The 23709-nt window shown below is 66.2% G+C and carries 19 protein-coding genes; 12 read left to right on the top strand and 7 right to left on the bottom strand.

The features are described from left to right. Nucleotides 1-305: 305 nt before the first annotated feature. From AC5P8D_RS01380 to AC5P8D_RS01355, 6 genes are all read left to right on the top strand, one after another. Entirely contained in the window at nucleotides 306-665 is a 360-nt protein-coding gene (locus AC5P8D_RS01380) for a GntR family transcriptional regulator (RefSeq protein ID WP_006453095.1), read from the top strand. Then, nucleotides 665-1540, top strand: a complete 876-nt coding sequence (locus AC5P8D_RS01375; RefSeq protein WP_313412254.1) for an ABC transporter ATP-binding protein — start codon at nucleotides 665-667, stop codon at nucleotides 1538-1540. The genes AC5P8D_RS01380 and AC5P8D_RS01375 overlap by 1 nt, the downstream gene beginning before the upstream one ends. After that, nucleotides 1537-2565 carry an ABC-2 transporter permease gene (locus AC5P8D_RS01370; RefSeq protein ID WP_414614852.1) on the top strand — a complete coding sequence of 343 codons (1029 nt, stop codon included), beginning with the start codon at nucleotides 1537-1539 and terminating at the stop codon, nucleotides 2563-2565. The genes AC5P8D_RS01375 and AC5P8D_RS01370 overlap by 4 nt, the downstream gene beginning before the upstream one ends. Nucleotides 2566-2590: 25 nt before the next feature. Next, nucleotides 2591-3478, top strand: a complete 888-nt coding sequence (locus tag AC5P8D_RS01365) for a DUF4097 family beta strand repeat-containing protein (RefSeq protein ID WP_010480407.1) — start codon at nucleotides 2591-2593, stop codon at nucleotides 3476-3478. A gap of 30 nt (nucleotides 3479-3508) precedes the next feature. After that, nucleotides 3509-4114 (top strand): YggN family protein, encoded by a 606-nt coding sequence (locus AC5P8D_RS01360; RefSeq protein ID WP_010480405.1) that lies wholly within the window; start codon nucleotides 3509-3511, stop codon nucleotides 4112-4114. Between the two features lie 106 nt (nucleotides 4115-4220). Continuing rightward, a complete protein-coding gene (locus AC5P8D_RS01355; protein WP_010480403.1) occupies nucleotides 4221-4646 on the top strand; it encodes a hypothetical protein in 426 nt (141 codons plus the stop codon). 79 nt (nucleotides 4647-4725) lie between these two features. Here the strand turns inward: AC5P8D_RS01355 and AC5P8D_RS01350 are convergent, their stop codons facing one another. Continuing rightward, nucleotides 4726-6150 carry a class II fumarate hydratase gene (locus AC5P8D_RS01350; protein ID WP_478420533.1) on the bottom strand — a complete coding sequence of 475 codons (1425 nt, stop codon included), beginning with the start codon at nucleotides 6148-6150 and terminating at the stop codon, nucleotides 4726-4728. A 292-nt stretch (nucleotides 6151-6442) separates the two neighbouring features. Here AC5P8D_RS01350 and purB point away from each other — a divergent pair, with 292 nt between their 5' ends. From purB to lpdA, 6 genes are all read left to right on the top strand, one after another. Continuing rightward, a complete protein-coding gene (purB, locus tag AC5P8D_RS01345; RefSeq protein WP_495203009.1) occupies nucleotides 6443-7810 on the top strand; it encodes an adenylosuccinate lyase in 1368 nt (455 codons plus the stop codon). A 736-nt stretch (nucleotides 7811-8546) separates the two neighbouring features. Next, on the top strand, nucleotides 8547-9962 hold the full coding sequence (locus tag AC5P8D_RS01340) for a ribosomal protein uL16 3-hydroxylase (protein ID WP_134959380.1): 1416 nt from the start codon (nucleotides 8547-8549) through the stop codon (nucleotides 9960-9962). 9 nt (nucleotides 9963-9971) lie between these two features. Continuing rightward, nucleotides 9972-10868 carry a GNAT family N-acetyltransferase gene (locus tag AC5P8D_RS01335; protein WP_191863165.1) on the top strand — a complete coding sequence of 299 codons (897 nt, stop codon included), beginning with the start codon at nucleotides 9972-9974 and terminating at the stop codon, nucleotides 10866-10868. A 186-nt stretch (nucleotides 10869-11054) separates the two neighbouring features. After that, nucleotides 11055-13886: a 2-oxoglutarate dehydrogenase E1 component gene (locus AC5P8D_RS01330; RefSeq protein ID WP_043401613.1), complete on the top strand. Its 2832-nt coding sequence runs from the start codon at nucleotides 11055-11057 to the stop codon at nucleotides 13884-13886. 40 nt (nucleotides 13887-13926) lie between these two features. Further along, on the top strand, nucleotides 13927-15129 hold the full coding sequence (gene sucB, locus AC5P8D_RS01325; protein ID WP_049409293.1) for a dihydrolipoyllysine-residue succinyltransferase: 1203 nt from the start codon (nucleotides 13927-13929) through the stop codon (nucleotides 15127-15129). A 63-nt stretch (nucleotides 15130-15192) separates the two neighbouring features. Continuing rightward, complete coding sequence (lpdA, locus tag AC5P8D_RS01320) at nucleotides 15193-16629, top strand: dihydrolipoyl dehydrogenase (RefSeq protein WP_010486837.1); 1437 nt, start codon at nucleotides 15193-15195, stop codon at nucleotides 16627-16629. Between the two features lie 161 nt (nucleotides 16630-16790). Here the strand turns inward: lpdA and AC5P8D_RS01315 are convergent, their stop codons facing one another. From AC5P8D_RS01315 to AC5P8D_RS01290, 6 genes are all read right to left on the bottom strand, one after another. Beyond that, nucleotides 16791-17048, bottom strand: coding sequence for a hypothetical protein (locus tag AC5P8D_RS01315; protein WP_032952780.1), 258 nt, complete (start codon nucleotides 17046-17048; stop codon nucleotides 16791-16793). Then, entirely contained in the window at nucleotides 17045-17257 is a 213-nt protein-coding gene (locus AC5P8D_RS01310; RefSeq protein WP_010486834.1) for a hypothetical protein, read from the bottom strand. The genes AC5P8D_RS01315 and AC5P8D_RS01310 overlap by 4 nt, the downstream gene beginning before the upstream one ends. A gap of 174 nt (nucleotides 17258-17431) precedes the next feature. Beyond that, nucleotides 17432-19024 carry an alkaline phosphatase D family protein gene (locus AC5P8D_RS01305; RefSeq protein ID WP_495203008.1) on the bottom strand — a complete coding sequence of 531 codons (1593 nt, stop codon included), beginning with the start codon at nucleotides 19022-19024 and terminating at the stop codon, nucleotides 17432-17434. Beyond that, complete coding sequence (locus AC5P8D_RS01300) at nucleotides 19024-21267, bottom strand: TonB-dependent receptor family protein (protein WP_414614791.1); 2244 nt, start codon at nucleotides 21265-21267, stop codon at nucleotides 19024-19026. The genes AC5P8D_RS01305 and AC5P8D_RS01300 overlap by 1 nt, the downstream gene beginning before the upstream one ends. A gap of 173 nt (nucleotides 21268-21440) precedes the next feature. Beyond that, nucleotides 21441-22871, bottom strand: coding sequence for a replicative DNA helicase (locus AC5P8D_RS01295; protein WP_010486827.1), 1431 nt, complete (start codon nucleotides 22869-22871; stop codon nucleotides 21441-21443). 212 nt (nucleotides 22872-23083) lie between these two features. Continuing rightward, the gene (locus AC5P8D_RS01290) at nucleotides 23084-23644 is read right to left on the bottom strand and encodes an NADPH-dependent FMN reductase (protein WP_053443285.1); all 561 of its coding nucleotides are present in this window, start codon (nucleotides 23642-23644) and stop codon (nucleotides 23084-23086) included. Nucleotides 23645-23709: the final 65 nt, after the last annotated feature.

Here is a 23709-nt window from a genome sequence, read left to right as displayed (position 1 = left end):
CGTAGGCGTGCCGGTGTTATAGTTGCATACAACACCAGTCACCTGAGACAGGGGGAAGCCATGAACGTCCGGATCCGTCGCAACCTCACCGCGCCCGCGGCCGTCGCTGTTTCGACCCTGCTCGTGCTGGCCTGGTGGGCCACGCCCACCGCCCCTGCTTCTGCCGCTGCTGAAAGTACGCAGGACGCAACGCTCTCCCCGGCAGGGAACGCCCCCTCCTCCCCCCCTCCCCCGCGTCGGCTGCACAGCGCGCTGTCCATGCCGTATTTCTCGTTCGCCCAGCCGCTGACCCCACGGAGCTGAATATGAGCGACATCCAGTGGAGCGACGGCGCTCCCATCTACCGTCAGTTGAAGGAGCGCGTGATCGCCATGATGCTCGACGGAATCCTCAAGCCGGGCGATGCCCTGCCTTCGGTGCGCCAGGTGGCCGCCGACTATCAACTCAATCCCATCACCGTTTCGCGCGCTTACCAGGAACTGGCCGACGAAGGCCTGGTCGAGAAGCGCCGCGGCCTGGGCATGTTCATGACCGAGCAGGCGGCCACGCAGCTGCGCAGCAGCGAGCGCGACCGTTTCCTCAACGAAGAATGGCCCGCGGTTCTGGAGCGCATCCAGCGCCTGGGCCTGAGCCTCGACGAATTGCTGCCCCAGGGGAAAGTCTGATGAATAGCACTGCAAGTGAGTCGGTCATCACCGCCCGAGGCCTGCGCAAGGCCTACAAGACCACGGTCGCCCTCGACAATGCCAGTTTCAGCATTCCAAGCGGGCGTATCGTCGGCCTGATCGGGCCCAATGGCGCCGGCAAGACCACCGCGCTGAAGGCCCTTCTGGGCCTGACCTCGGTGGAGGGTGAACTGAGCGTGCTCGGCCGCGACCCGCGACTGCACCGCGACGAACTGATGAACGACATCTGCTTCATCGCCGACGTCGCCGTACTGCCGCGCTGGCTGAAGGTCCGCGAGGCGATCGACTTCGTCGCCGGCGTGCACCCGCGCTTCGACCGGGCCCGCTGCGAGCGCTTCCTGGCCAATACCAAGCTGCAACCGAAGCAGCGCGTGCGCGAACTGTCCAAGGGCATGATCGTGCAGCTGCACCTGGCGCTGGTGATGGCCATCGATGCCCGCATCCTGGTGCTGGACGAACCGACCCTGGGCCTGGACATCCTGTACCGCAAGGAGTTCTACCAGCGCCTGCTGGAAGACTACTTCGACGAACAGAAGACCATCATCGTCACCACCCACCAGGTGGAGGAGATCGAGCACATCCTCAGCGACGTGATGTTCATCCGCGACGGCCGCATCGTGCTCGACGCGGAAATGGACGACGTCGGCCAGCGCTACACCGAGCTGCTGGTCAATGCCGACCAGCTGGACACCGCCCGCGCCCTGAAGCCGATCGACGAGCGCAGCCTGGCGTTCGGCAAGACCGTGATGCTGTTCGATGGCGTGCCGCGCACCCAGCTCTCCACCCTTGGCGAGACCCGCAGCCCGGGCCTGGCCGATCTGTTCGTCGCCATCATGAAGGGGACCTACGCATGAATGCCGTCAACCACCCCGTCAGCCCGATGGGCACCCTGCGCTGGCTGCTCAAGCGCGAGTACTGGGAGAACCGTGGCGGTTTCCTGTATGCACCGCTGATCGCCGGCCTGATCTCGCTGGTGATGAGCACCGTCGGCATCGCCTTTGGCCTGTTCGCTCTGCATCGGGCCGCGCGTGATGGCGGCCTGCACATCGATGGCGAAGACGTGAACATCAACGGCCTGGACCTGGCCCTGCTGACCCGCGACATCAGCACCAAGGACCTGGCCGACCTCGGCAACGGCCTCGACCTGACCCTGGTGCTCAGCTCGGCCTGGCCGTTCCTGGTGCTGGCCTTCGTGGTGTTCTTCTACTGCCTGGGCGCCCTGTACGACGATCGCCGCGACCGCAGCATCCTGTTCTGGAAGTCGTTGCCGCTGTCGGACACGCAGACCGTGCTGTCCAAGGTGATCAGCGCACTGATCGTGGCACCGTTGATCGCGGTGATCGCTGGCATCCTCACCATGTTCGGTTTCATGCTGATCATCAGTGCCGTCGCGCTGCTGCACGGTGGCAGCCCGATGACCCTGATCTGGGGCCCGGCCAGCCCGCTGACCCTTGCCGCTGGGCACCTGGCCTGGATTCCGGTCTATGCCCTGTGGGCCCTGCCCACCGCCGGCTGGCTGCTGCTGTGCTCGGCATGGGCCAGGAGCAAGCCGTTCCTGTGGGCGGTGATGCTGCCGCTGTTTGCCGGCGTCATCATCAGCACCACCAAGGTGATGCCGCTGATCGGCCTGACCACGGGCTGGTTCTGGCAGAACATCGTCGGGCGCCTGCTGCTGGGCGCCGTGCCGGGCACCGACCTGGTGTACCGCCTAAGCGCCGATGAGGGCTCGCGCCGCGATCTCGAGTCGGTCGTCAGTCTGATGTCCCCCGCCTCGCAGCTGAAGTCGCTGGCGATGCCGGAACTGTGGATCGGCGCCGTCGTCGGTGCAGTGTTCATCTTCCTTGCCATCCGCCTGCGCAAGCGCGCCGGCGAGATCTGATCCCATCCATCCGGAGGCATTACCCATGCGTTCCCTGCTCGCCTGTTCTGCGTTGTTGCTGTTGCCGTTGTCGGCGCTGGCCGCCGATGCTCCGAACTGCAAGTTCACTGCTGCCCGCGCGCTGAAGCTGGACGTGGCCGGTGCCAAGACGGTGGTGTTCGAGGTCAACCAGCATGACCTGAAGGTGGTCGCCAGCGCTGGCGGCGGCCAGCTGGACGGCCGCGCCTGCGCGTCCAGCCAGGAATGGCTGGACCAGCTGGTACTGGACCAGCGCAAGGTGGGCGACAAGCTGGTGGTGAGCCTGCGCCGCGACGGCCGCCAAAGTGGCATCAGTCTGGGCAACAGCTACGCCTGGCTGGATATCCGCGGCAGCGTGCCGGACAACCTGCCGCTGCAGTTCAAGGTCGGCTCGGGCGATGCCAGCGTGGAAAACGCACAGTCCCTCAGCGTGGACGTCGGCTCAGGTGACGCGGTGGCCCGCGGCACCCGCGGCAGCATCCACGCTGCAGTGGGTTCCGGCGACCTCAACATCGATGGCGGCAGTTCCTTGAATCTGCTGTCGCTGGGTTCCGGCGACGTCACCGTACGCAACATCAGCGGCGACGCCAGCACCGGTACCGTCGGCTCCGGTGACCTGAAGATCACCGATGTACGTGGCAACGCGCGGCTGGACACGGTGGGCTCGGGTGACATCGAGTTCAAGCGCGTGCAGGGCAACGTTGAAGTGGGCGTGGTCGGCTCCGGCGGCGTCGACCTGGCCGACATCGGCGGCAATGTGCACGTCCGCAGCCACGGCTCGGGCGACATCCACGTCGACGGCGTGCGCGGCACCCTGACCGTCGATCACAGCGGCAGCGGTGACGTCGATCATCGCAACGTCAGCGGGCGGGTCACTCTGCCGCGCAGCAAGTAACCCTCTTCCAGACACTATCAGGGGAACACCATGAACCTGTTGCGCCTGTTGCCCGCTGTGCTGCTGTCCCTGCCGCTGATCGCCTGCGGCGGCACGTCGTCCGCGCCCGACAAGACTGTCGGCAAAAGCGTCGCCGAAGCCACAGGTGGCGTTGGCGAGACCGTCAGAAACGCCATGGACGATGCCCGCAAGGATATCGCCCAAGGCAACATCAAGATCTCGGCGGACAAGCAGCCGCGTGCGGAGATCACCCCGGATGGCCGCCTGCTGATCGCGGGCAAGGAGATCGCTGCCAACGATATCCAGCGCCGCCATCTGCAGGACTACCGCGGCCACGTGGTCGCCATCGCGATGGACGGCATGGATGTCGGCCTGGCAGGCGCCAAACTGGGTGCCAGCGCGGCCGGCGAAGCGCTGAAGGGCATTTTCAGCGGCGACAGCGAAGGTGTCGAAAAGCGCATCAATGCCGAAGCCGAGAAGATCGAAGCCCAGGCCAAGCGCATCTGCGACCGCCTTCCGGCGATGCTGGCCAGCCAGCAGGCGCTCGCACGCGAACTGCCGGCGTTCAAGCCCTACGCGACCATGGACCAGGGCGACGTGGACGACTGCGGCAAGGACACCGTGGTCCAGCGCTAGGCCTGTGACAGATCAGCGCACCCGGTCGGCAGCGGCGTCCGGCTGCCGGCCGTAGTGCGCCGTCCGGCTTACAATGGCGGCCCCGGACGCCCCCGAACCGAATGTCATGAAGAAGCTGTTTCTGCTGCTGACCGCCCTGCTCTGCCTCGGCCTGGTCGGCTGTGACCAGGAATACCGCAACCACCGTGCCGAGCGCGGCAAGCCCAAGATTTCCGTCAGCGAAGGCATGGTCACCGTGCGTCGCCCGCCGGCACCGAACATCATCATCCTCGCCGATGGCACGATGAAGATGGACGAGATCCAGATTCCGCTGGACGACGGACAGAAGCAGATGCTGCAGACCATGTTCGGCAAGCTGCAGGTGCTGCGCCAGAACACCCTGGTGGCCGCACCGGCCGATCCCAACATGCAGCCGGTGAAGATCCAGCCGCCAGAGGGCATGGAAGTGATTCCGACGGACCTGATCCAGCGCATCCCCGAGTTCAAGGATTACACCGACACCTTCGGCAACATCGTCGCCGACCGTCGCTGAAGAAAAACGCCGCCCGAGGGCGGCGTTTCCTTTTGTAGAGCCGGGCATGGGCTCGGCTCTACAGATTACAGAATCCGGATCAACCGCCGCCACCGCCACCGGCCTGGATGCCACCGGCCGTCAGCGCGGCCGGGTCCAGCAGACGACGCAGCTCGGCTTCGGCCAACCCGCTGTCCTCCAGTGCCACGTCCAGCACCGGGCGCTGTTCCTTGTAGGCACGCTTGGCAATCGCCGCAGCCTTCTCGTAGCCGATGATCGGATTCAGTGCGGTGACCAGGATCGGATTACGCGCCAGCGCCTCGGCCACGCGATCCTCACGCACCTTCAGCCCGGCGATCGCGCTGTCCGCCAACAGGGTCGACACGTTGGCGAGCAGGGCGATGCCATCGAGCAGGTTCACCGCGATCAGCGGCAGCGTGACGTTGAGCTGGAAGTTGCCGGTCTGGCCAGCCACGGTGATCGCGGTGTGGTGGCCGATGACCTGCGCACAGGCCATCACGGTCGCTTCCGGAATCACCGGATTGACCTTGCCCGGCATGATCGAGCTGCCCGGCTGCAGTGCCGGCAGTTCGATCTCGCCCAGCCCGGCCAGCGGACCGGCGTTCATCCAGCGAAGGTCATTGGCGATCTTGATCAGCGCCACGGCCAGCGCATTGAGCTGGCCGGACAGCTCGACTGCATCGTCCTGCGCGGCCAGGCCTTCGAACTTGTTCTCGGCGCTGTCGAACTTGACACCGGTCTGCTGCTTCAGCGCCTTAGCCACTTGTGCACCAAAACGTGGGTCGGCGTTGATGCCGGTGCCGATGGCGGTGCCGCCCAGCGGCAGGCGACGCACGCGCTTCAGGCTGTCTTCGATGCGCTCCTGCGCCGAGGCCAGCTGTGCGGACCATGCGCCGAACTCCTGCTCGAAGGTGAGCGGCATCGCATCCATCAGGTGGGTACGGCCGGTCTTGACCACCTTGCGCAGGCTGCGGCCCTTCTTGTCCAGGGTCTTGCGCAGGTGCACCAGCGCCGGCAGCAGCTGCTCATGCGTCGCCAGTACCGCCGACACGCGCAGCGCGGTTGGAATCACGTCGTTGGAGCTCTGCCCCTGGTTGACGTGGTCATTGGGATGCACAGCGGCCTTGCCGGCCTTGCCGGCACGGTTGGCCAGGGTGGCGATGACCTCGTTGGCATTCATGTTCGAGGAAGTGCCCGAACCGGTCTGGTAGACGTCGATCGGGAAGTGCGCGTCCCAGTCGCCGGCAGCCACTTCGGCGGCGGCGGTCTGGATGGCCTTGGCCACATTCTTCGGCAGGTGGCCCAGCTCGGCGTTGACGCCCGCGGCGGCGCCCTTGACCAGGCCCAGGGCTCGGATGAAACCGCGCGGCATGCGCTGGCCCGACACCGGGAAGTTCTGCACGGCACGCTGGGTCTGGGCGCCCCACAGGGCGTCCACAGGCACCTGCAGCTCGCCCATGCTGTCGTGTTCGATTCTGAAACCCTTGCTTGCAGCTTTGCTCATTGCATCAACTCCGCACTACTTCAGTTGGGGAAAGGGAAGCGGCGGCTGGCAGGGTGTCGCTTCCCGGGCTGGCGGCTGCGCCAACGATACTCCCTTGCCCGCAGCGTGGGATGACGAGCGCGGGCCAGATCGTTTCATCCGCAGGGCCGTGTTGTAGAACCGAACCTACGCTCGGCTGGCCCGTGGGCGCTGGATTACCCGGAGCAGCCGCGCGTGGGCTCGGCTCTACAGGGCACGCCTGCCCGGCACGTCGTAGAATATGGCCCCCGCCGCTCGTCCCAGCCCTGCCGACATGTCCGATTCCGCCCTGCTCGCCCTGTCCCCGCTCGATGGCCGCTATGCCGGCAAGGTCGATGCCCTGCGCCCGATCTTCTCCGAGTACGGCCTGATCAAGGCCCGCATCACGGTCGAAGTGGAGTGGCTGCTGGCCCTGGCCGCCGAGCCGGGCATCGTCGAGCTGGCCCCGTTCTCCGACGCCGCCGTCGCCCGCCTGCGCGCCCTGGCCGCCAGCTTCAGCCCGGCCCAGGCCACGCGCGTGAAGGAAATCGAGCGCACCACCAACCATGACGTCAAGGCGGTGGAGTACTTTATCAAGGAACAGCTGAAGGACGACACCGAGCTGGCACCGGCGCTGGAATTCGTGCATTTCGCCTGCACCAGCGAAGACATCAACAACCTCAGCTACGGCCTGATGCTGGAGCAGGCCCGCCGCGAGGTGCTGCTGCCGACCCTGGACGGCATCGCCAACAGCCTGCGCAGCCTGGCCCACGCCCAGGCCGGCCAGCCGATGCTGTCGCGCACCCACGGCCAGACCGCCTCGCCGACCACCCTGGGCAAGGAACTGGCCAACGTGGTCGCGCGCCTGGAGCGCCAGCGCAGGCAGATCGCTGCCGTCGAGCTGACCGGCAAGATCAACGGCGCAGTAGGCAACTACAACGCGCACGTGGCCAGCTACCCGGACGTGGACTGGCCGGCCTTCGCCGAGCGCTTCGTGACCGGCCTGGGCCTGGTGTTCAACCCGTACACCACGCAGATCGAGCCGCACGACAACATCGCCGAGATCGGCGATGCCGCACGCCGCACCAACATCATCCTGATCGACCTGGCCCGTGACATCTGGGGCTACGTTTCGCTGGGCTACTTCAAGCAGCGCCTGAAGGAAGGCGAAGTCGGCTCGTCGACGATGCCGCACAAGGTCAACCCGATCGATTTCGAGAATGCGGAAGGCAACTTCGGCATCGCCAACGCGCTGTTCGAGCACTTCAGCGCGAAGCTGCCGATCAGCCGCTGGCAGCGTGACCTGACCGATTCCACCGTGCTGCGTGCACTGGGCACCGCGTTCGGCCACAGCCAGGTGGCGCTGGATTCGCTGGCCAAGGGCCTGGGCAAGCTGGAAGTGAACCCGCAGCGCCTGGACGCGGATCTGGACGCGGCCTGGGAAGTGCTGGCCGAAGCCGTGCAGACGGTGATGCGCCGCCATGGCCTGCCGAATCCGTACGAGCAGCTGAAGGCGCTGACCCGTGGCCAGGGCATCACCGCCGAGTCGATGCGTGCGTTCGTGCAGGGGCTGGAGCTGCCGACGGATGCGAAGCAGCGCCTGCTGGAGATGACCCCGGGCAGCTACACCGGTCTGGCGGAATCGCTGGCGAAGAAGATCTAAGGGGTTTCCTTTGCGGCGGCGGCCGCGGGCGCTGCCTGCGGCAGGCAACGGCAACAGCAACATAAACGTCAAGAGCGGCTCTGGATTGCTGCTAGCTGGGCGGGTCGGGATGGGCCAGCGGGACACGCCGTGAACCCGTCCCTGGGGGCTCGATGGCGCCATCCATGGCGCCAACGGTCCCGCTGGCCCATCCCGACCCGCCTCTGACAGATTCCCGGTGACGGATCGAAGAGCACTGGGTTGTCGGGACGGAATTTGAGAGGGACGCGGCTTCGCCGCGTCCCTCTTTGTCTTGGGATAGCTGTAGAGCCGAGCCCACGCTCGGCTGCCTTTCGCAATGGCAACGGCAAGCCGAGCGTGGGCTCGGCTCTACACGAGCAAGCGCAGCGCGCGACCCGCTTTTGCCTTTGATTTTCCTCTTCCATTCCGTGGCGGGCCGCGCAGGAAATTGTCAGGGGCCGGGCGGGTGGGCTGCGCGGGGGTGTCCGCCGCATGGATGCGGCGGCCAAGCTTACAGGGACGTACTTGCAGCGTCCCCCGCGCAGCCCACCCGCCCGGCCAAACCCGGCTTTTGCTTTCAGCGACCCACCCAGCCCCCGCCACGAGGGGCTCAGCCGTTGGCCGGACACCCCGCGACAAACCACCGCACGTGCGCAATCCCAACGAACGTCGGACAATGGAGACCTTGGCGGCCCGCCGCGCCGCCCCTCCCGCTTTCCGCTGCAAGGATTCCCCCATGGCCGCCCGCAAGTCCTCCGCCCCCCTCATCGAAGTCACCGCCCGTCCCGGCCAGCCGCTGGGCATGGCGCCGGCCACCTTCCTGCGCGATTTCTGGCAGAAGCGCCCGCTGCTGATCCGTAACGCCTTCCCGGACTTCCAGACCCCGGTGCAGCCGGAAGACCTGGCCGGGCTGGCCTGCGAGGAAGGTGTACTGGCGCGCCTGATCGAGCACGACAAGGCCCAGGACGGCTGGCGCGTGCGCACTGGCCCATTCCAGGAAGACGTGTTCCCCGCCCTGCCCGACCACGACTGGACCCTGCTGGTGCAGGACGTGGACAAGTGGGACCCGGACGTGCGCGCCCTGATCGAGCACTTCAGCTTCCTGCCGCGCTGGCGCATGGATGACGTGATGATCAGCTTCGCCGCTACCGGTGGCTCGGTCGGCGCCCATGTCGACCAGTACGACGTATTCCTGCTGCAGGCCCACGGCCACCGCCGCTGGCAGATCGATGCCAGCGAATCGATCAAGGGCAAGCAGCCGCCGCTGGGCTTCCGCCCGGACGTGGAGCTGAAGCTGCTGAAGGTGTTCAAGCCGACCCACGACTGGGTGCTGGCACCAGGCGACATGCTGTATCTGCCGCCGAACGTGCCGCACCACGGCGTGGCCGAAGACCCCTGCCTGACCTTCTCGTTCGGCATGCGTGCGCCGTCCTCGGCCGAGCTGATCAGCGACTATCTGGACACCCTGATCGCCGATGCCGACGAGAACATCCGCTACCAGGATGCCGACCTGAAGGTGCCGGCCGACCCGAACGAAATCGACACAGTGGCGATGGCGCGGGTGATCACCGCGCTCAATGCCATCCGCATGAACGACCCGGACAAGCTGGGCGACTGGTTCGGCCGCTTCATCACCACCTACCGTGCAGCGGGCGAAGTGATGGCCCACCAGGCCGCACCGGCACCGGAGGAAGTGGCCCAGGCGCTGGCCTCGGGCCTGCTGCTGCAGCGCCACCCGTGGGCGCGACTGGCCTGGCGCCGGGCCAAGCGTGGCGCCAGCCTGTATGTCAGCGGCCAGGACTTCGCGTTGCCGGTGAAGGACGCACAGCGCCTGGCCGGTGCCGAGCAGCTCGACGCCACCGCCTATCGCGGCCTGTCCGACAAAGGCCGCGCGGTGGTCCAGCAGCTGCTGGTTGGTGGCGTGTTCCAGTTGATCGATCCGAACGAGGTGTATGACGCCGAAGACGAGGACGACGGCGAAGACGCCGTGGTGCTCGGCGAAGTGGTCGAAGGCCGTGACCGCGTGGATGCGATAGACGCCGATGCGGTGTCCGACGATGTCCACTCCGTGACCGTGCACGACGACGGCATCGAGGTCATCGTCAACTTCGAGGACGACGAGGAAGACGACAGCGACGCCGGCCGCGTCTGAGCCGCCGCCATGATCCGGGTCCAGCAGGTCAGCCACGCCGACGCCCACGTCGCCATCCACGACGTGCGCCAACGCGTGTTCGTGCAGGAACAGGGCATCGCCGCCGAACTGGAACGCGATGCGCTGGACCCGGTCAGTGCCCATGTGCTGGCGCTGGACAGTGACAACCAGCCGGTCGGCACCGGCCGACTGGCCCCGGACGGCCGCATCGGCCGCATGTCGGTGCTGGCCAGCCATCGCAGCCAGGGGGTCGGCGAGGCCCTGCTGGAGGCACTGGTCGAGGCCGGGCGCCGCCTCGGCCTGGCCGAACTGCACCTGCACGCCCAGCTGCCCGCCCGTGACTTCTATGCCCGCCAGGGCTTCCTGCCCGAGGGCGAGGTGTTCGAGGAAGCCGGCATCGGCCACCAGCAGATGCGTCGCCGGCTGGGCGCGGCCAGCGCCATCGACGGCCGCGCCGAGGCGGTGGCGATCACCACCGCCATCATCCACCGCGCCCGCCGCCAGCTGTGGCTGCACAGCCGCCAGCTGGACCCCGGCCTGCTTGACACACCGCCGGTGCAGGCCGCCCTGCGCCGCTTCGTCACCGCCCGCCACGACAAGCAGCTGCGGGTGATCGTGCACGATGCGGCTGCCGTTGCCTCTGCCGGGGCACCGCTGCTGGCGTTGGCCCAGCGCCTGCCAAGCGTGATCCAGTTCCGCGAGGTCACCGACCCGGTCGACCGTGCGTTGGCCTCGGCCTGCCTGCTCAACGATGCGGGCGACTTCTACTTTCGTCTGATCGGGCATCGCCTCGACGGCGAGGCCGGCATCGCGCTGCCGGCACGTTCGCAGCCGTTCGAGCAGCAATTGCAGCGTGTCTGGGACCGTTCGCGCGATTGCAGCGAACTGCGCGCGCTCGGCATCTGAGCGCGGGCCACCGCGCCAACCTGTCTGGAAGCGGCACCGGGGGACGCGCGATGCCTCTGGTGGTGCCCCTTCGTGTCCGGTTGGGGGTACAATTTGGCTGTTTGAACGCGCCCGTGCATGGCTATTCATCTTCGTGCCGGGTCCTTCTGAAGCCATACCCCACAAAGCGAATCAGCACCCTCCATCGTGGACAATCAACTGAAGCAGTTTGCGCAATCTTCGCAACTCGCCGGCGGCAACGCCTCCTATGTCGAGGACCTGTACGAGCAGTACCTGGTCTCCCCGGATAGTGTCGATCCCAAATGGAAAACCTACTTCGACGGCTTCAAGGGCCGCGAAGCAGGTGACATCCCGCACTCGGCTGTCATCTCCCACATCGCGGACGCGGCCAAGGATGCGCTGAAAGCCGGCACCGGTAGCGGTGCGGGCGACGAGCGTGAGCGCAATGTCGGTCGCCTGATCACCGCCTACCGCTCGCGTGGTCACCTGGACGCGCGCCTTGATCCGCTGGGGCTGGCCGCACCGGTCAACACCCCGGACCTGGGCCTGCCGTTCCACAGCCTGTCCGATGCCGACCTCAACAGCGAGTTCAGCACCGGCGGCGTCGGCGGCCAGCCGCGCATGAAGCTGCGCGACCTGCTTGCACGCCTGAAGGCGACCTACACCGGCTCGATCGGTGCGGAGTTCATGCACATCTCCGAGGTCGAGCAGCGCCAGTGGATCTACAAGAAGCTGGAAGCGGCCGGTGGCAACTACCAGCTGGACGCTGACACCCAGCGCCGCACCCTGGAGCGCCTGACCGCGGCTGAAGGCCTGGAGCGCTACCTGCACACCAAGTACGTCGGCCAGAAGCGCTTCTCGCTGGAAGGCGGCGACTCGCTGATCCCGATGATGGACACCATCATCCGCAGCGCCGGCAAGGATGGCGTCAAGGACGTGGTGATCGGCATGGCCCACCGCGGCCGCCTGAACGTGCTGGTCAACACCTTGGGCAAGAACCCGCGCAAGCTGTTCGACGAGTTCGAAGGCAAGTTCGAGCACGACGAGCACGCCTCGGCCGGTGACGTGAAGTACCACATGGGCTTCTCGGCCGACGTCGCCACCGAAGGCGGCCCGGTGCACCTGGCGCTGGCGTTCAACCCGTCGCACCTGGAAATCGCCGACCCGGTCGTGGCCGGTTCCGTGCGTTCGCGCCAGGAGCGCCGCAAGGACACCGCCCGCAAGCAGGTCATGCCGATCCTGATCCACGGCGACGCGGCCTTCTCCGGCCAGGGCGTGGTCATGGAGCTGTTCCAGATGTCGCAGGCCCGCGGCTTCGCCGTCGGCGGCACCGTGCACATCGTGGTCAACAACCAGGTCGGCTTCACCACCTCCAACCCGCTGGATACGCGTTCCACGCGCTACGCCACCGACGTGGCGAAGATGATCGCCGCCCCGGTGCTGCACGTGAACGGCGATGATCCGGAAGCGGTGGTGTTCGCCGCGCAGCTGGCCTTCGAGTTCCGCCAGAAGTTCGCCAAGGACGTGGTCATCGACCTGATGTGCTACCGCCGCTGGGGCCACAACGAGGCCGACGAACCGGCGATCACCCAGCCGCTGATGTACCAGGTGATCCGCAAGCACGCCACCACCCGCGAGATGTACGCCGAGCAGTTGGAAAAGGCGGGCGTGATCGCCGCCGGCGCCGGCAAGGCGATGGTCGATGCCTACCGCGAGAAGCTGGACGCCGGTGAAGTGACCACCGAGCTGGCCAAGGTCGAGAAGACTCCGCCGACCAGCCCGCTGTTCGTCGATTGGCCGAAGCTGCTGGAAGGCAAGCTGTCCGATCCGATCTCGACCAAGGTCGAGAAGAACAAGCTGGTCGAGCTGGCCAAGCTGATCAACACCATTCCCGAAGACGTGCAGCTGCACTCGCGCGTGGCCAAGGTCTACGACGACCGCCGCAAGATGGCCGCCGGCGAGATCCCGGGCGACTGGGGCTTTGCCGAGAACCTGGCCTACGCCACCCTGCTCGATGAAGGCCATGCACTGCGCCTGGTCGGCCAGGACGTGGGCCGCGGTACGTTCACGCACCGCCACGCGATCCTGCACGACCAGAAGACCGACAACTACTACATGCCGCTGCGGCAGCTGGTGGATTCGCCGGAGAAGGCCACCGTCATCGATTCGCTGCTGAGCGAAGAAGCGGTGATGGCCTACGAGTACGGCTTCTCCACCACCGATCCGAACACGCTGTGCATCTGGGAAGGCCAGTTCGGCGACTTCGCCAACGGCGCCCAGGTGGTGATCGACCAGTTCATCGCCGCCGGTGAAGCCAAGTGGGGCCGTATTTCCGGCCTGACCCTGCTGCTGCCGCATGGCTATGAAGGGCAGGGCCCGGAACACAGCTCGGCGCGCCTGGAGCGCTTCCTGCAGCTGTGCGCGCTGGAGAACATGCTGGTTGTCGTGCCGTCGACCCCGGCGCAGGCCTTCCACATGCTGCGTCGCCAGCTGCACATGACCACCCGCAAGCCGCTGGTGGTGATGTCGCCGAAGTCACTGCTGCGCCACAAGCTGGCCGTGTCGACCCTGGACGAGCTGGCCAATGGCGAGTTCCAGCACCTGATCGGCGACGCCAGCGCGGACGCCAAGAAAGTCAAGCGCGTGGTGCTGTGCTCGGGCAAGGTCTACTACGACCTGCTGGAAGACCAGACCAAGCGTGGCCAGGACGACGTGGCGATCATCCGCGTGGAGCAGCTGTATCCGTTCCCACGTGCACTGCTGGCTGCCGAACTGAAGAAGTACGGCAAGGCCACCGACGTGGTGTGGACGCAGGAAGAACCGCAGAACCAGGGTGCGTGGTACCAGATCCGCCACCACCTGCAGTTCTGCCTGGCCGATGGCCAGAACCTGCACTACGCCGGTCGCGCACGTTCGGCTTCGCCGGCTGCCGGTCACATGGCTGACCACGTCCGCGAACAGCAGCAGCTGGTCGCCGACGCACTGGTCAACCCGTTCAACGACACGTTCGCTGAATAATCCTCCCCCTATTTAGAAGACAAACCAGGAAGCTCCCGCAATGGCCACCGAAGTCAAAGCCCCGGTACTGCCCGAATCCGTCGCCGACGGCACCATCGCCACCTGGCACAAGAAGGTGGGCGACGCCGTCAAGCGCGACGAAAACCTGCTTGACCTGGAAACCGACAAGGTCGTCCTGGAAGTGCCGTCGCCGGTCGACGGCGTGCTCAAGGAAATCAAGTTCAAGGAAGGCGATACCGTGACCTCCAGCCAGGTCGTGGCGATCATCGAAGAAGGCGCCGTGGCTGCTGCCCCGGCTCCGGCTGCTGAAGCCGCTCCGGCGGCTGCCGCTGCCCCGGCCGCCGCTGCTCCGGCCGCAGCCGCCGCTCCGGCCCCGGCTGCCAAGTCGGCCGCCGACGCCCTGCCGCCGGGCGCCCGCTTCACCGCCATCACCGAAGGCGTGAACCCGGCCGACGTCGACGGCACCGGCCGTCGCGGCGCGGTGACCAAGGAAGACATCGTCAACTTCGCCCGCAACGGCGGCGCCGGCAAGGCCGGTGGCGCACGTCCGGAAGAACGCGTGCCGATGACCCGCATCCGCAAGCGCATCGCCGAGCGCCTGATGGAGTCGAAGAACTCCACCGCCATGCTGACCACCTTCAACGAAGTCGACCTGTCCAAGGTCTCGGCGGCGCGCAAGGAACTGCAGGACGAGTTCGTCAAGGCACACGGCATCAAGCTGGGCTTCATGAGCTTCTTCGTGAAGGCCGCGGCCAATGCCCTGCAGCGCTTCCCGCTGGTCAACGCCTCGATCGACGGCGACGACATCATCTATCACGGCTACTCGGACATCTCGATCGCCGTGTCGACCGAGAAGGGCCTGGTCACGCCGGTGCTGCGCAACGTCGAGCGCATGTCGTTCGCCGACATCGAGAAGACCATCGCCGACTACGCCAAGAAGGCCCGTGACGGCAAGCTGAGCCTGGAAGAACTGCAGGGCGGCACCTTCACCGTGACCAACGGCGGCACCTTCGGTTCGCTGCTGTCGACCCCGATCATCAACCCGCCGCAGAGCGCCATCCTGGGCATGCACGCCATCAAGGAGCGTCCGATCGCCCAGAACGGCCAGGTCGTGATCGCGCCGATGATGTACCTGGCGCTGTCGTACGACCACCGCATCATCGACGGCAAGGATTCGGTGCAGTTCCTGGTGGACATCAAGAACCAGCTGGAAAACCCGGGCCGCATGCTGTTCGGCCTGTAAGACACCTCCCGCCCCTCCGCGCCTGCGCGGAGGGGTTCTGGTAATGCATCAAGGAATAATTCAATGGCTGAACAATTCGACGTCGTCGTCATCGGTGCCGGCCCGGCCGGTTACCACGCTGCCATCCGCGCGGCCCAGCTGGGCCTGAAGACCGCCTGCATCGACGCAGCGCTGGGCAAGGACGGCAAGCCGGCCCTCGGCGGCACCTGCCTGCGCGTGGGCTGCATCCCGTCCAAGGCGCTGCTGGATTCCTCGCGCCAGTTCTGGAACATGGGCCACATCTTTGGCGACCACGGCATCAGCTTCAAGGATGCCAAGATCGACGTCGAGGCGATGATTGGCCGCAAGGACAAGATCGTCAAGCAGTTCACCGGCGGCATCGGCATGCTGTTCAAGGCCAACAAGGTCGCCGCCTATTACGGCTTCGGAGAGCTGCAGCCGGGCAACGTGGTCAAGGTCACCCAGCATGACGGTTCCATCGTCGAGCTGAAGGGTACCAACGTCATCATCGCGGCCGGTTCGGATTCGATCGAACTGCCGTTCGCCAAGTTCGACGGCGAGACCATCGTCGACAACGTCGGCGGCCTGGACTTCACCGAAGTGCCGAACCGCCTGGCGGTGATCGGCGCCGGCGTGATCGGCCTGGAACTGGGCAGCGTGTGGAAGCGCCTGGGCGCTGAAGTCACCATCCTGGAAGCACTGCCGGAGTTCCTGGCCGTGGCCGACGCCGAAGTGGCCAAGACCGCTGCCAAGGAATTCAAGAAGCAGGGCCTGGACATCCGCCTCGGTGCCAAGGTCTCCAAGACCGAGATCACCGGCAAGGGCAAGAAGAAGGAAGTCGTTGTCACCTACACCGACAGCGAAGGCGAGAAGACCCTGACCGTGGACAAGCTGCTGGTGGCCGTCGGCCGTCGCGCCGCCACCAAGGGCCTGCTGGCTGAAGGCACCGGCGTCAAGATCAACGAGCGCGGCCAGATTGAAGTCGACGCGCACTGCCACACCGGCGTCAACGGCGTGTGGGCAGTCGGCGACTGCGTGCGCGGCCCGATGCTGGCGCACAAGGGCTTCGAGGAAGGCATCGCGGTGGCTGAGCTGATCGCCGGCCTGCCGGGCCACGTCAACTTCGACACCATCCCGTGGGTCATCTACACCGAGCCGGAACTGGCGTGGGTCGGCAAGACCGAGGCCCAGCTGAAGGCCGAAGGCATTCCGTACAAGGCCGGCAGCTTCCCGTTCGCCGCCAACGGCCGTGCGGTGGCGATGATCGAGCCGGCAGGCTTCGTGAAGATCCTGGCCCATGCCGAAACCGATCGCATCCTCGGCATGCACCTGGTCGGCGCCAACGTCTCCGAGCTGGTGCACGAAGGTGTGCTGACCATGGAGTTCAGCGGCTCGGCCGATGACCTGGCCCGCATCTGCCACGCCCACCCGTCGCTGTCGGAAGTGATCCACGACGCGGCGATGGCGGTCAGCAAGCGCGCCATCCATAAGGCGAACTGATCTGCATCCAGGTAGGTGCCGACCGTTGGTCGGCACGCGCCTGCAAACGAAAAACCCCGCCTCGGCGGGGTTTTTTGTTGCCCTTCTTCATGTAGAGCCGAGCCCACGCTCGGCTGCGCACTTGGCGGTCCGAGAAGGCCCAGCCGAGCATGGGCTCGGCGCTACACCTTTTCAGCTGGCTTCTTCGGCGGATCGTCACAGACCCTGTGCTGCACCACCGTCTCGCCAACCTTCCATTCCTTCGTGACCCGGCAGTGCGCCTTGGCCTCCGGCACCTTCGAAGCCGTCGCCCCCGCAGCATTCGCCTCGTCGGCACCGGCTGCCTGCTGGCGCTCCAGCCACGCCGATGGCGGCGCGGGCGGTGTGGCCAGCACCGGGCCTGACAACAGGACCAGGCCCATCAGCAACACGGCCCTCATGCCGCCACCGCCCGGCCGCCGAGCAACCGTGCCGGCAACATGAACAGCGCACGCAGGAACGCAAACAGCGCCGAGAAGGTGATGCCGACCAGTCGGAACGGCAGGCTCAGCAGCCAGACGAACGGCCAGGCGATCAGGGCGAGGATCGCCAGCGGCCAGCACAGCACGAACAGCAGGCACCACACACCGAGCGCGAACAGGGTCTTCATCACGGTCTCCTTGTGGCGGCACCTTGCCGCCTGCGGACACCTTGGCGCCCTGCCCTTGCCACGCACAAACGGTTTGCGACGAAACCGGGCTGGGGGCGATGAAACCGGTCCACCGCCGTTGTAGAGCCGAGCCTGCGCTCGGCTTTCCAGAAGCAGCCGAGCGTGGGCTCGGCTCTACAGGAGCTGCGATGCGCCCGGGCGGCCGTGGGTCACCTGGAAGCGCGCCGCGGTGCGCACTGCGGCATCCGCACGCAGCACGCTGTCGGCGAAGCGCAGCTCCGCCTCAACGGTCTGCCGGTTCAGCTGCAGCTTCCACCAGCCACGGCGGTCGCCATCGAAATAGCGGATATGCGGGTTCTGCGGTATCGATGGCCCGTAATACGGACCATACGGCGTATCGTCGCCGCCGCTGCTGATCGCCGGGGCGATGAATTCGGTCGCCACGACCGGCGCACTGGCCGCGTCGAAATCCAGTTTCAGGTCGTTGACGAAGGTGGAATGCCAGTCACCGCCCAGCACAATGGCATTGCCCTGCCCGCCCGCCTGCAGGGCCTGCAGCAGGCGGTTGCGTGCGGTGGGATAGCCATCCCAGGCGTCGTTCCAGAAGCGCTCGCGCGGTGTGCCACCGTCCAGCCGCAGCTGCGCCATCAGCAGCTGCTGTACCACCACGTTCCAGCGCGTGCCCCGCGCGACGGCCATCGACTGCGCGAACCACGCCTCCTGGCCCGTGCCGAGCATGCTCATGCGTGGATCCAGCGCCGCCTCGCAGCGCGGTGACTCACCCACACCGCAGGGATTGGCCGGGCGGAACTGGCGGCAGTCGAGCAGCGTCAGCTGTGCAAGATCGCCGTAACGCAGGCGCCGATGCACGCGCAGGCCACCGTTGCCCGCAGGCGTGCTGCGCATCGGCAGGTGCTCGTAGAACGCACGATACGCGGCCGCGCGGCGGATGATGAAATCCTCCATTGAGACGCCGGGCTTCTCCGGGTGGATGCCGGAGTAATCGTTCTGCACTTCGTGGTCATCCCAGATCACCGCGAACGCGTGTGCGGCGTGCGCGGCCTGCAGATCGGGATCGAGTTTGTACAGCGCGTACTGGTCACGGTAACGTTCCAGGCTCACCGTCTCGCCACTGAACCGCGCCGCATCCAGCGTGCTGTCGCGCGCGTTCTGCAGCGGGCTGTATTCATACAGGTAGTCGCCGGCATGCAGCACCAGGTCGACATCACTCTGCGCGATGTCACGCAGCACCGGGTAGTAGCCGCTGTTCCACGCCTGGCAGGTACACAGCGCCAACCGCAACTGCTGCAACTGCGTGTCCAGCAGCGGCGCGGTGCGGAAGTGGCCGACCACGCTTTCCTCATCGCCGTCGCAGGCGAAACGATAGTAATAATCGCGGCCGGGACGCAGGCCGTTGACCTCCACATGTACCGAATGGGCCAGCTCCGGCACAGCCGCAGCAACGCCCCGCTGCACCAGCCGGCGCATGCCGGGGTCTTCGGCCACGAACCAGCGCACGGGCACCGCCCGCGACGGCATGCCGCCGCCGTTGAGTGGGTCCGGCGCGAGCCGCGTCCACAGCACTGCCCCCTGCGGATCCGGATCACCGGCGGCGACACCGAGGGTGAACGGATCACGCCCCAGCCGCGGCCGTGGGCCGGCCGTGGCCAGCCCCGGCATCGCCGCCAGTGCGATCGCCGCCCCCGCGCCCTGCCACGCCATGCGCAACAGGCGACGACGGCTTTCCGGATCGACAGGCCCGCGCATCAGAAGTGCACGGTGGCAGTGGCCATCACCTGCCGCGGCGCGCCGACCTGCATGGTCGCCAAGCTGCGGGTCGGGTCGGCGGCGTAGGTGCCGTTGGTGTTGATCGAAGACAGGTAACGCTTGTCGGTCAGGTTGGTCAGGTTAAGCGCCACGGTCAGGTTCTGTGCCGGGCCGAGCGTGCCGAAGTCATAGGCCACCGACGCATTGACCAGCCAGTAGCTCGGCACCGACACATCGTTGGTATAGGTCACGTAACGCTTGCCGACATGGTTGGCGGCCAGTCGCAGGTCCCACGGGCCCGGGGTCCAGGCCAGGGTGCTGGCGAACATCCACTCCGGTGTGTCGACGGTCGTCTTGCCGCGGGTCGGCACCACGCCGTTGTTCACGTAGTCGTTGTCGTAGGTACTGTCATTCCACGACAGCGCATTGGACCAGATCAGGTCCTGCATCGGCTTCAACTGCAGGGTCGCCTCGGCACCGCGGCTGGTCACCGAACCGACGTTGGAGAACAGCGCCGGGCAACCGAGGATGCCCACGCACTGCGCGATGGCCAGCAGGCGGTTGTCGAACTTCACGTCATACACCGCCACCGAGGCTTCATAGCCCTGGCCGTAGCCGCGCCAGCCCAGTTCGAGGGTGCGCGACTGTTCCGGCTTCAGGCTCTTCGCGCTGGCATCGAACGCGGCCTGCGGCACGTTGAACGGGCTGCCCACGCCCAGCGCGTACGCGGCCACGTTCTTGGCGAACGAACCGAAGATCTCGTTGCCTTCGTTGAGCTTGAAGTTGAAGCCGGCCTGCGGCAGGAAGCCCTTCTTCGAGGTCAGGCTGCTGTTGTTGGCATAGCTGCCCAGCGGTGTGCGCACGCGGGTGCGGGTGTGCGGCGACTTCGCACCGATGTCGATGGTCAGACGGTCATCGAACAGGCGGAAACGGTCCTGCACGTAGAACTGGCGGGTGATGGTGGTGTAGCGCTGGTGCCACACGCGCTGGTCCGGATTGCGCAGGAAGAAATCGTCGGTGATCGGGCCGTCGATGTAATAGAAGTTGCGCTGCACGCTGTGGCCGTTGTCCTCGTACCACAGGCCCGCTTCCAGCTCGTGGCCCGCCACGCTCCAGGTGAACGCCGAGGTCACACCGGTGCGGTCGATCGCGTACTCGGTGGTGCGGATCGAGATCGGGATCTCGCGGCTGGTACCCGGGTTGGACGGATTGGACGGGCTGAACCAGTGGCCCTGGCCGCGGTTGCTGTGGTTGTAGACGTTGACCTTCAACCGCATCGACTCGTTCAGGCCGAAATCGCCGGCGATGCTGGACAGGTCGTCGTTGCGCAGGCCGTGGCCGGAGTAGTACGCATCCCACGGGCTGTTGACGCCGCCGCTGAACGTGCCGCGTGCAGCGGCCACGGCACGGTTCCAGTCCGGCGCGTAGTTGTCCCAGTCCCAGCCGAGACGATCGATCATCTCCAGCGACAGGTCCTGGTAATCGGCCTCGACGCGGCGCGAGGCGTTGAACAGCGCGGTAATCCTGCTGTCCGTTCCGAAGTTGTAGGTGGCCTTGCCGTTGAACTGCTTCAGCTCCTGCGAGCCCTTGCCCTTCCACTTGTCGCCTTCCGAGTATGCGCCGGACAGGTAGGCCGCGAAGCCCTGATGTTCACCAGTCTCCAGGCGCGCATAGCTGCGGCGCGCGTTGTCGCTGCCGAAGCTCTGTGCCAGCACTACCCCGTATTCGGTGGACGGGTCGATCGAATAGAACTGGAACACGCCGCCAAGGTTGCTGGTGGACGGCGTACCCAGCGCGCCAATGCCGGTGGAAACCTCCGCGCCGCCCAGGTTCTCGCTGATCACCGCGCGGCTGATGTGCAGGCCGTTGCTGTTGCCGTAGGCCATGTTGCCCAGCGGGATGCCATCAAGGGTGTAGCCCAGGCGGTTCTGGTTGAAACCACGCAGGCTGATGCTGGTGGACCATTCGTAGGCGCCGGTGGCATCGGCCGATTCGAAGTGCACGCCCGGCTTGCTGGCCAGCAGCTTCAGCGGGTTGGCACCCGGCGGCAGGATCTTCATGTCCTCGGCGGTCACACGCTGCACCTGGCGGGCTTCGCCGCGGCCGATCACCGAGATCGAATCGAGGGTGGTGGCCGACGGCGCGTCGGTCGTGGGGGCGGTTTCAGCGACAGCCAGCGACGGCAGCGAAGCACAGACCAGCAGGGCCAGCAGATTGCGGCGGAGCGGAGCGTGGGACGGCATGGGGGCGGATTCCTTGGGCACGCTGGACGCCGAAGGGCGGCGTCGAAGGGCAGCAGCGGCGGAATCGTAGAAGCGTCGCGTTACATGTCATTTACACGCCACATACGGACGTTTGGTGTTTGGAATGGTTTGCCGGCCAGGAGGAGATTGCCGGCCAGCGGCCGGCACGCCTGTTACTCGAACGAGCCGACCGAATCGTGGGCCAGGTTGTCGAAGCGGGTGTATTCGCCGAAGAACTTCAGCTTGCACGAACCGGTCGGGCCACCACGGTGCTTGCCGATGATGATCTCGGCCAGGCCCTTGTCCGGCGAATTTTCCTTGTTGTAGTAATCGTCGCGGTAGATGAAGACGATCATGTCCGCATCCTGCTCGATTGCGCCCGATTCGCGAAGGTCGGCCATCACCGGGCGCTTGTCGGTGCGTGTTTCCAGCGAGCGGTTGAGCTGCGACAGCGCGATCACCGGCACGTGCAGTTCCTTGGCCAGGCCCTTCAGCGAACGCGAGATCTCCGAGATTTCGGTCGCGCGGTTTTCACTGTTGCCCGGCACGCTCATCAGCTGCAGGTAGTCGATCACCACCAGGCCCAGGTCATGCTCGCGCTTGAGGCGGCGGCACTTGGAACGCAGCACCTCCGGCGACACGCCCGGCGTATCGTCGATGAAGATCTTGGTTTCCTTCAGCATCTTGATCGCGCTGGTGACGCGGCTCCAGTCCTCGTCCTCCAGCTGGCCGGTACGCAGGCGCTGCGCGTTGATGCGGCCATTGGAGGAAATCAGGCGCATCGCCAGCTGCGATGCCGACATTTCCATCGAGAACACCGCCACGCCCTTCTTCGACTTGATCGCCGCGTACTCGGCGATGTTCAGCGCGAAGGTGGTCTTGCCCATGGCCGGGCGCGCAGCCAGGATGATCAGGTCGGTCGGCTGCAGGCCGGAGGTCATCGCATCGAAATCGTTGTAGCCGGTCGGCAGGCCGGTGATGTTGCCGCCGTTCTCGAAGCGGCTGCGCAGCTCTTCGAAGGCATCCTTCAGTGCACCGGGCATCGCCACAAAATCGGTACGGCCGCGTGCGCCCTGTTCGGCGATGGCGAACACGCTCTTTTCCGCCGATGCCAGCAGCTCGCTGCTCTCACGGCCCTCGGGCTGGAAACCATCGTTGACGATGTCCGTGCCCACCTGGATCAGCTGCCGCAGCACTGCCTTGTCACGCACGATCTCGGCGTAGGCCACGATGTTGGCCGCCGACGGCGTGGTACTGGCCAGCTCGATCAGATAGGCACCATCGCCCACCAGTTCCATCTTGCCCTGCGATTCGAACCACTCGCCCAGGGTCACCGCATCGAACGGCCGCTCGCGCTCGGACAGCTCACGGATCGCGCGGTAGATCATCTGGTGGTCGCGGCGGTAGAAATCGCCTTCGGTCAGCTGGTCATTGACCCGGTCATAGGCCTCCGGAGCCAGCATCAGGCCACCCAGCACCGCCTGCTCGGCTTCCACCGAATGGGGCGGTACCCGCAACTGGTCGATGCGCGATTCGTCGCGATCGCGATCGAAGCCATCACCGCGCTCTCTGCGGTTGGAACGGAAGCCGGGGCGAGCGGACATGCTGCGGTGTTTCCTGCAAAAGTGGGCCGGACGAGTGTAGGCATGCGCCGACCCCGGCGGCCATGGACAAGCCTGTGGATAAGCCGTGGAGAAACGGGGGATATCCGCCGGTGCCTGGCCAGATTGGCGTGGGGGCGTCGCACTGCCTGCGACGGGCGCCGTTGCGGCACCCGAGCGGGCATTATCGCAGATGGGGGTGGCAACCGCTGGCGTCAATCGCCTTTGACGTGAACCGCGATCAGCGCCAGGAACCGGTCCACATAGCCTTGCAGGAACTTCTGCGTGCCTTCGTTGTGGACCGTGCCGTCGGCATCGATCAGGCCGTCCTTGAAATGGATGAACGCCTCGGGTTGGCCGAGCACGTGCATGTCCAGGAAGGCCAGGCTGTTGCGAAGGTGCTGCTGGGCCACGGCGGTACCGATCTGGCCGATGGAGGCGCCGATCACCGCCGCCGGCTTGCCGGCAAACGCGCTGTCACCGTAGGGGCGCGAGCCGATGTCGATGGCGTTCTTCAGCACGCCCGGCACCGACCGGTTGTACTCGGGGGTCACGAACAGCACCGCGTCGGCGGCGCGCACCTGATCCTTCAGCCGGGTGCCCTGCGGCGGGTACTGGCCATCGAAATCCTGGTCGTACAGCGGCAGATCACCGATCTGCACGTACTGGAAGCGTGCACGGTCGCCGGCGATCTTCTCCAGCGCATGGGCCAGCCTGCGGTTGCAGGACTCCTTGCGCAGGCTGCCGACGAACACGGCGATGGTGGGGACGGACATCGGGACATACTCCTCATGGTGCGGGAGACCCAGCCTAGTCGCCGGGCCCTTGCAGACCGGTGAAG

This window comes from Stenotrophomonas sp. YJH_SMC_101-4, assembly GCF_059370395.1.
This window is presented reverse-complemented; position numbering and strand designations above follow the sequence as displayed.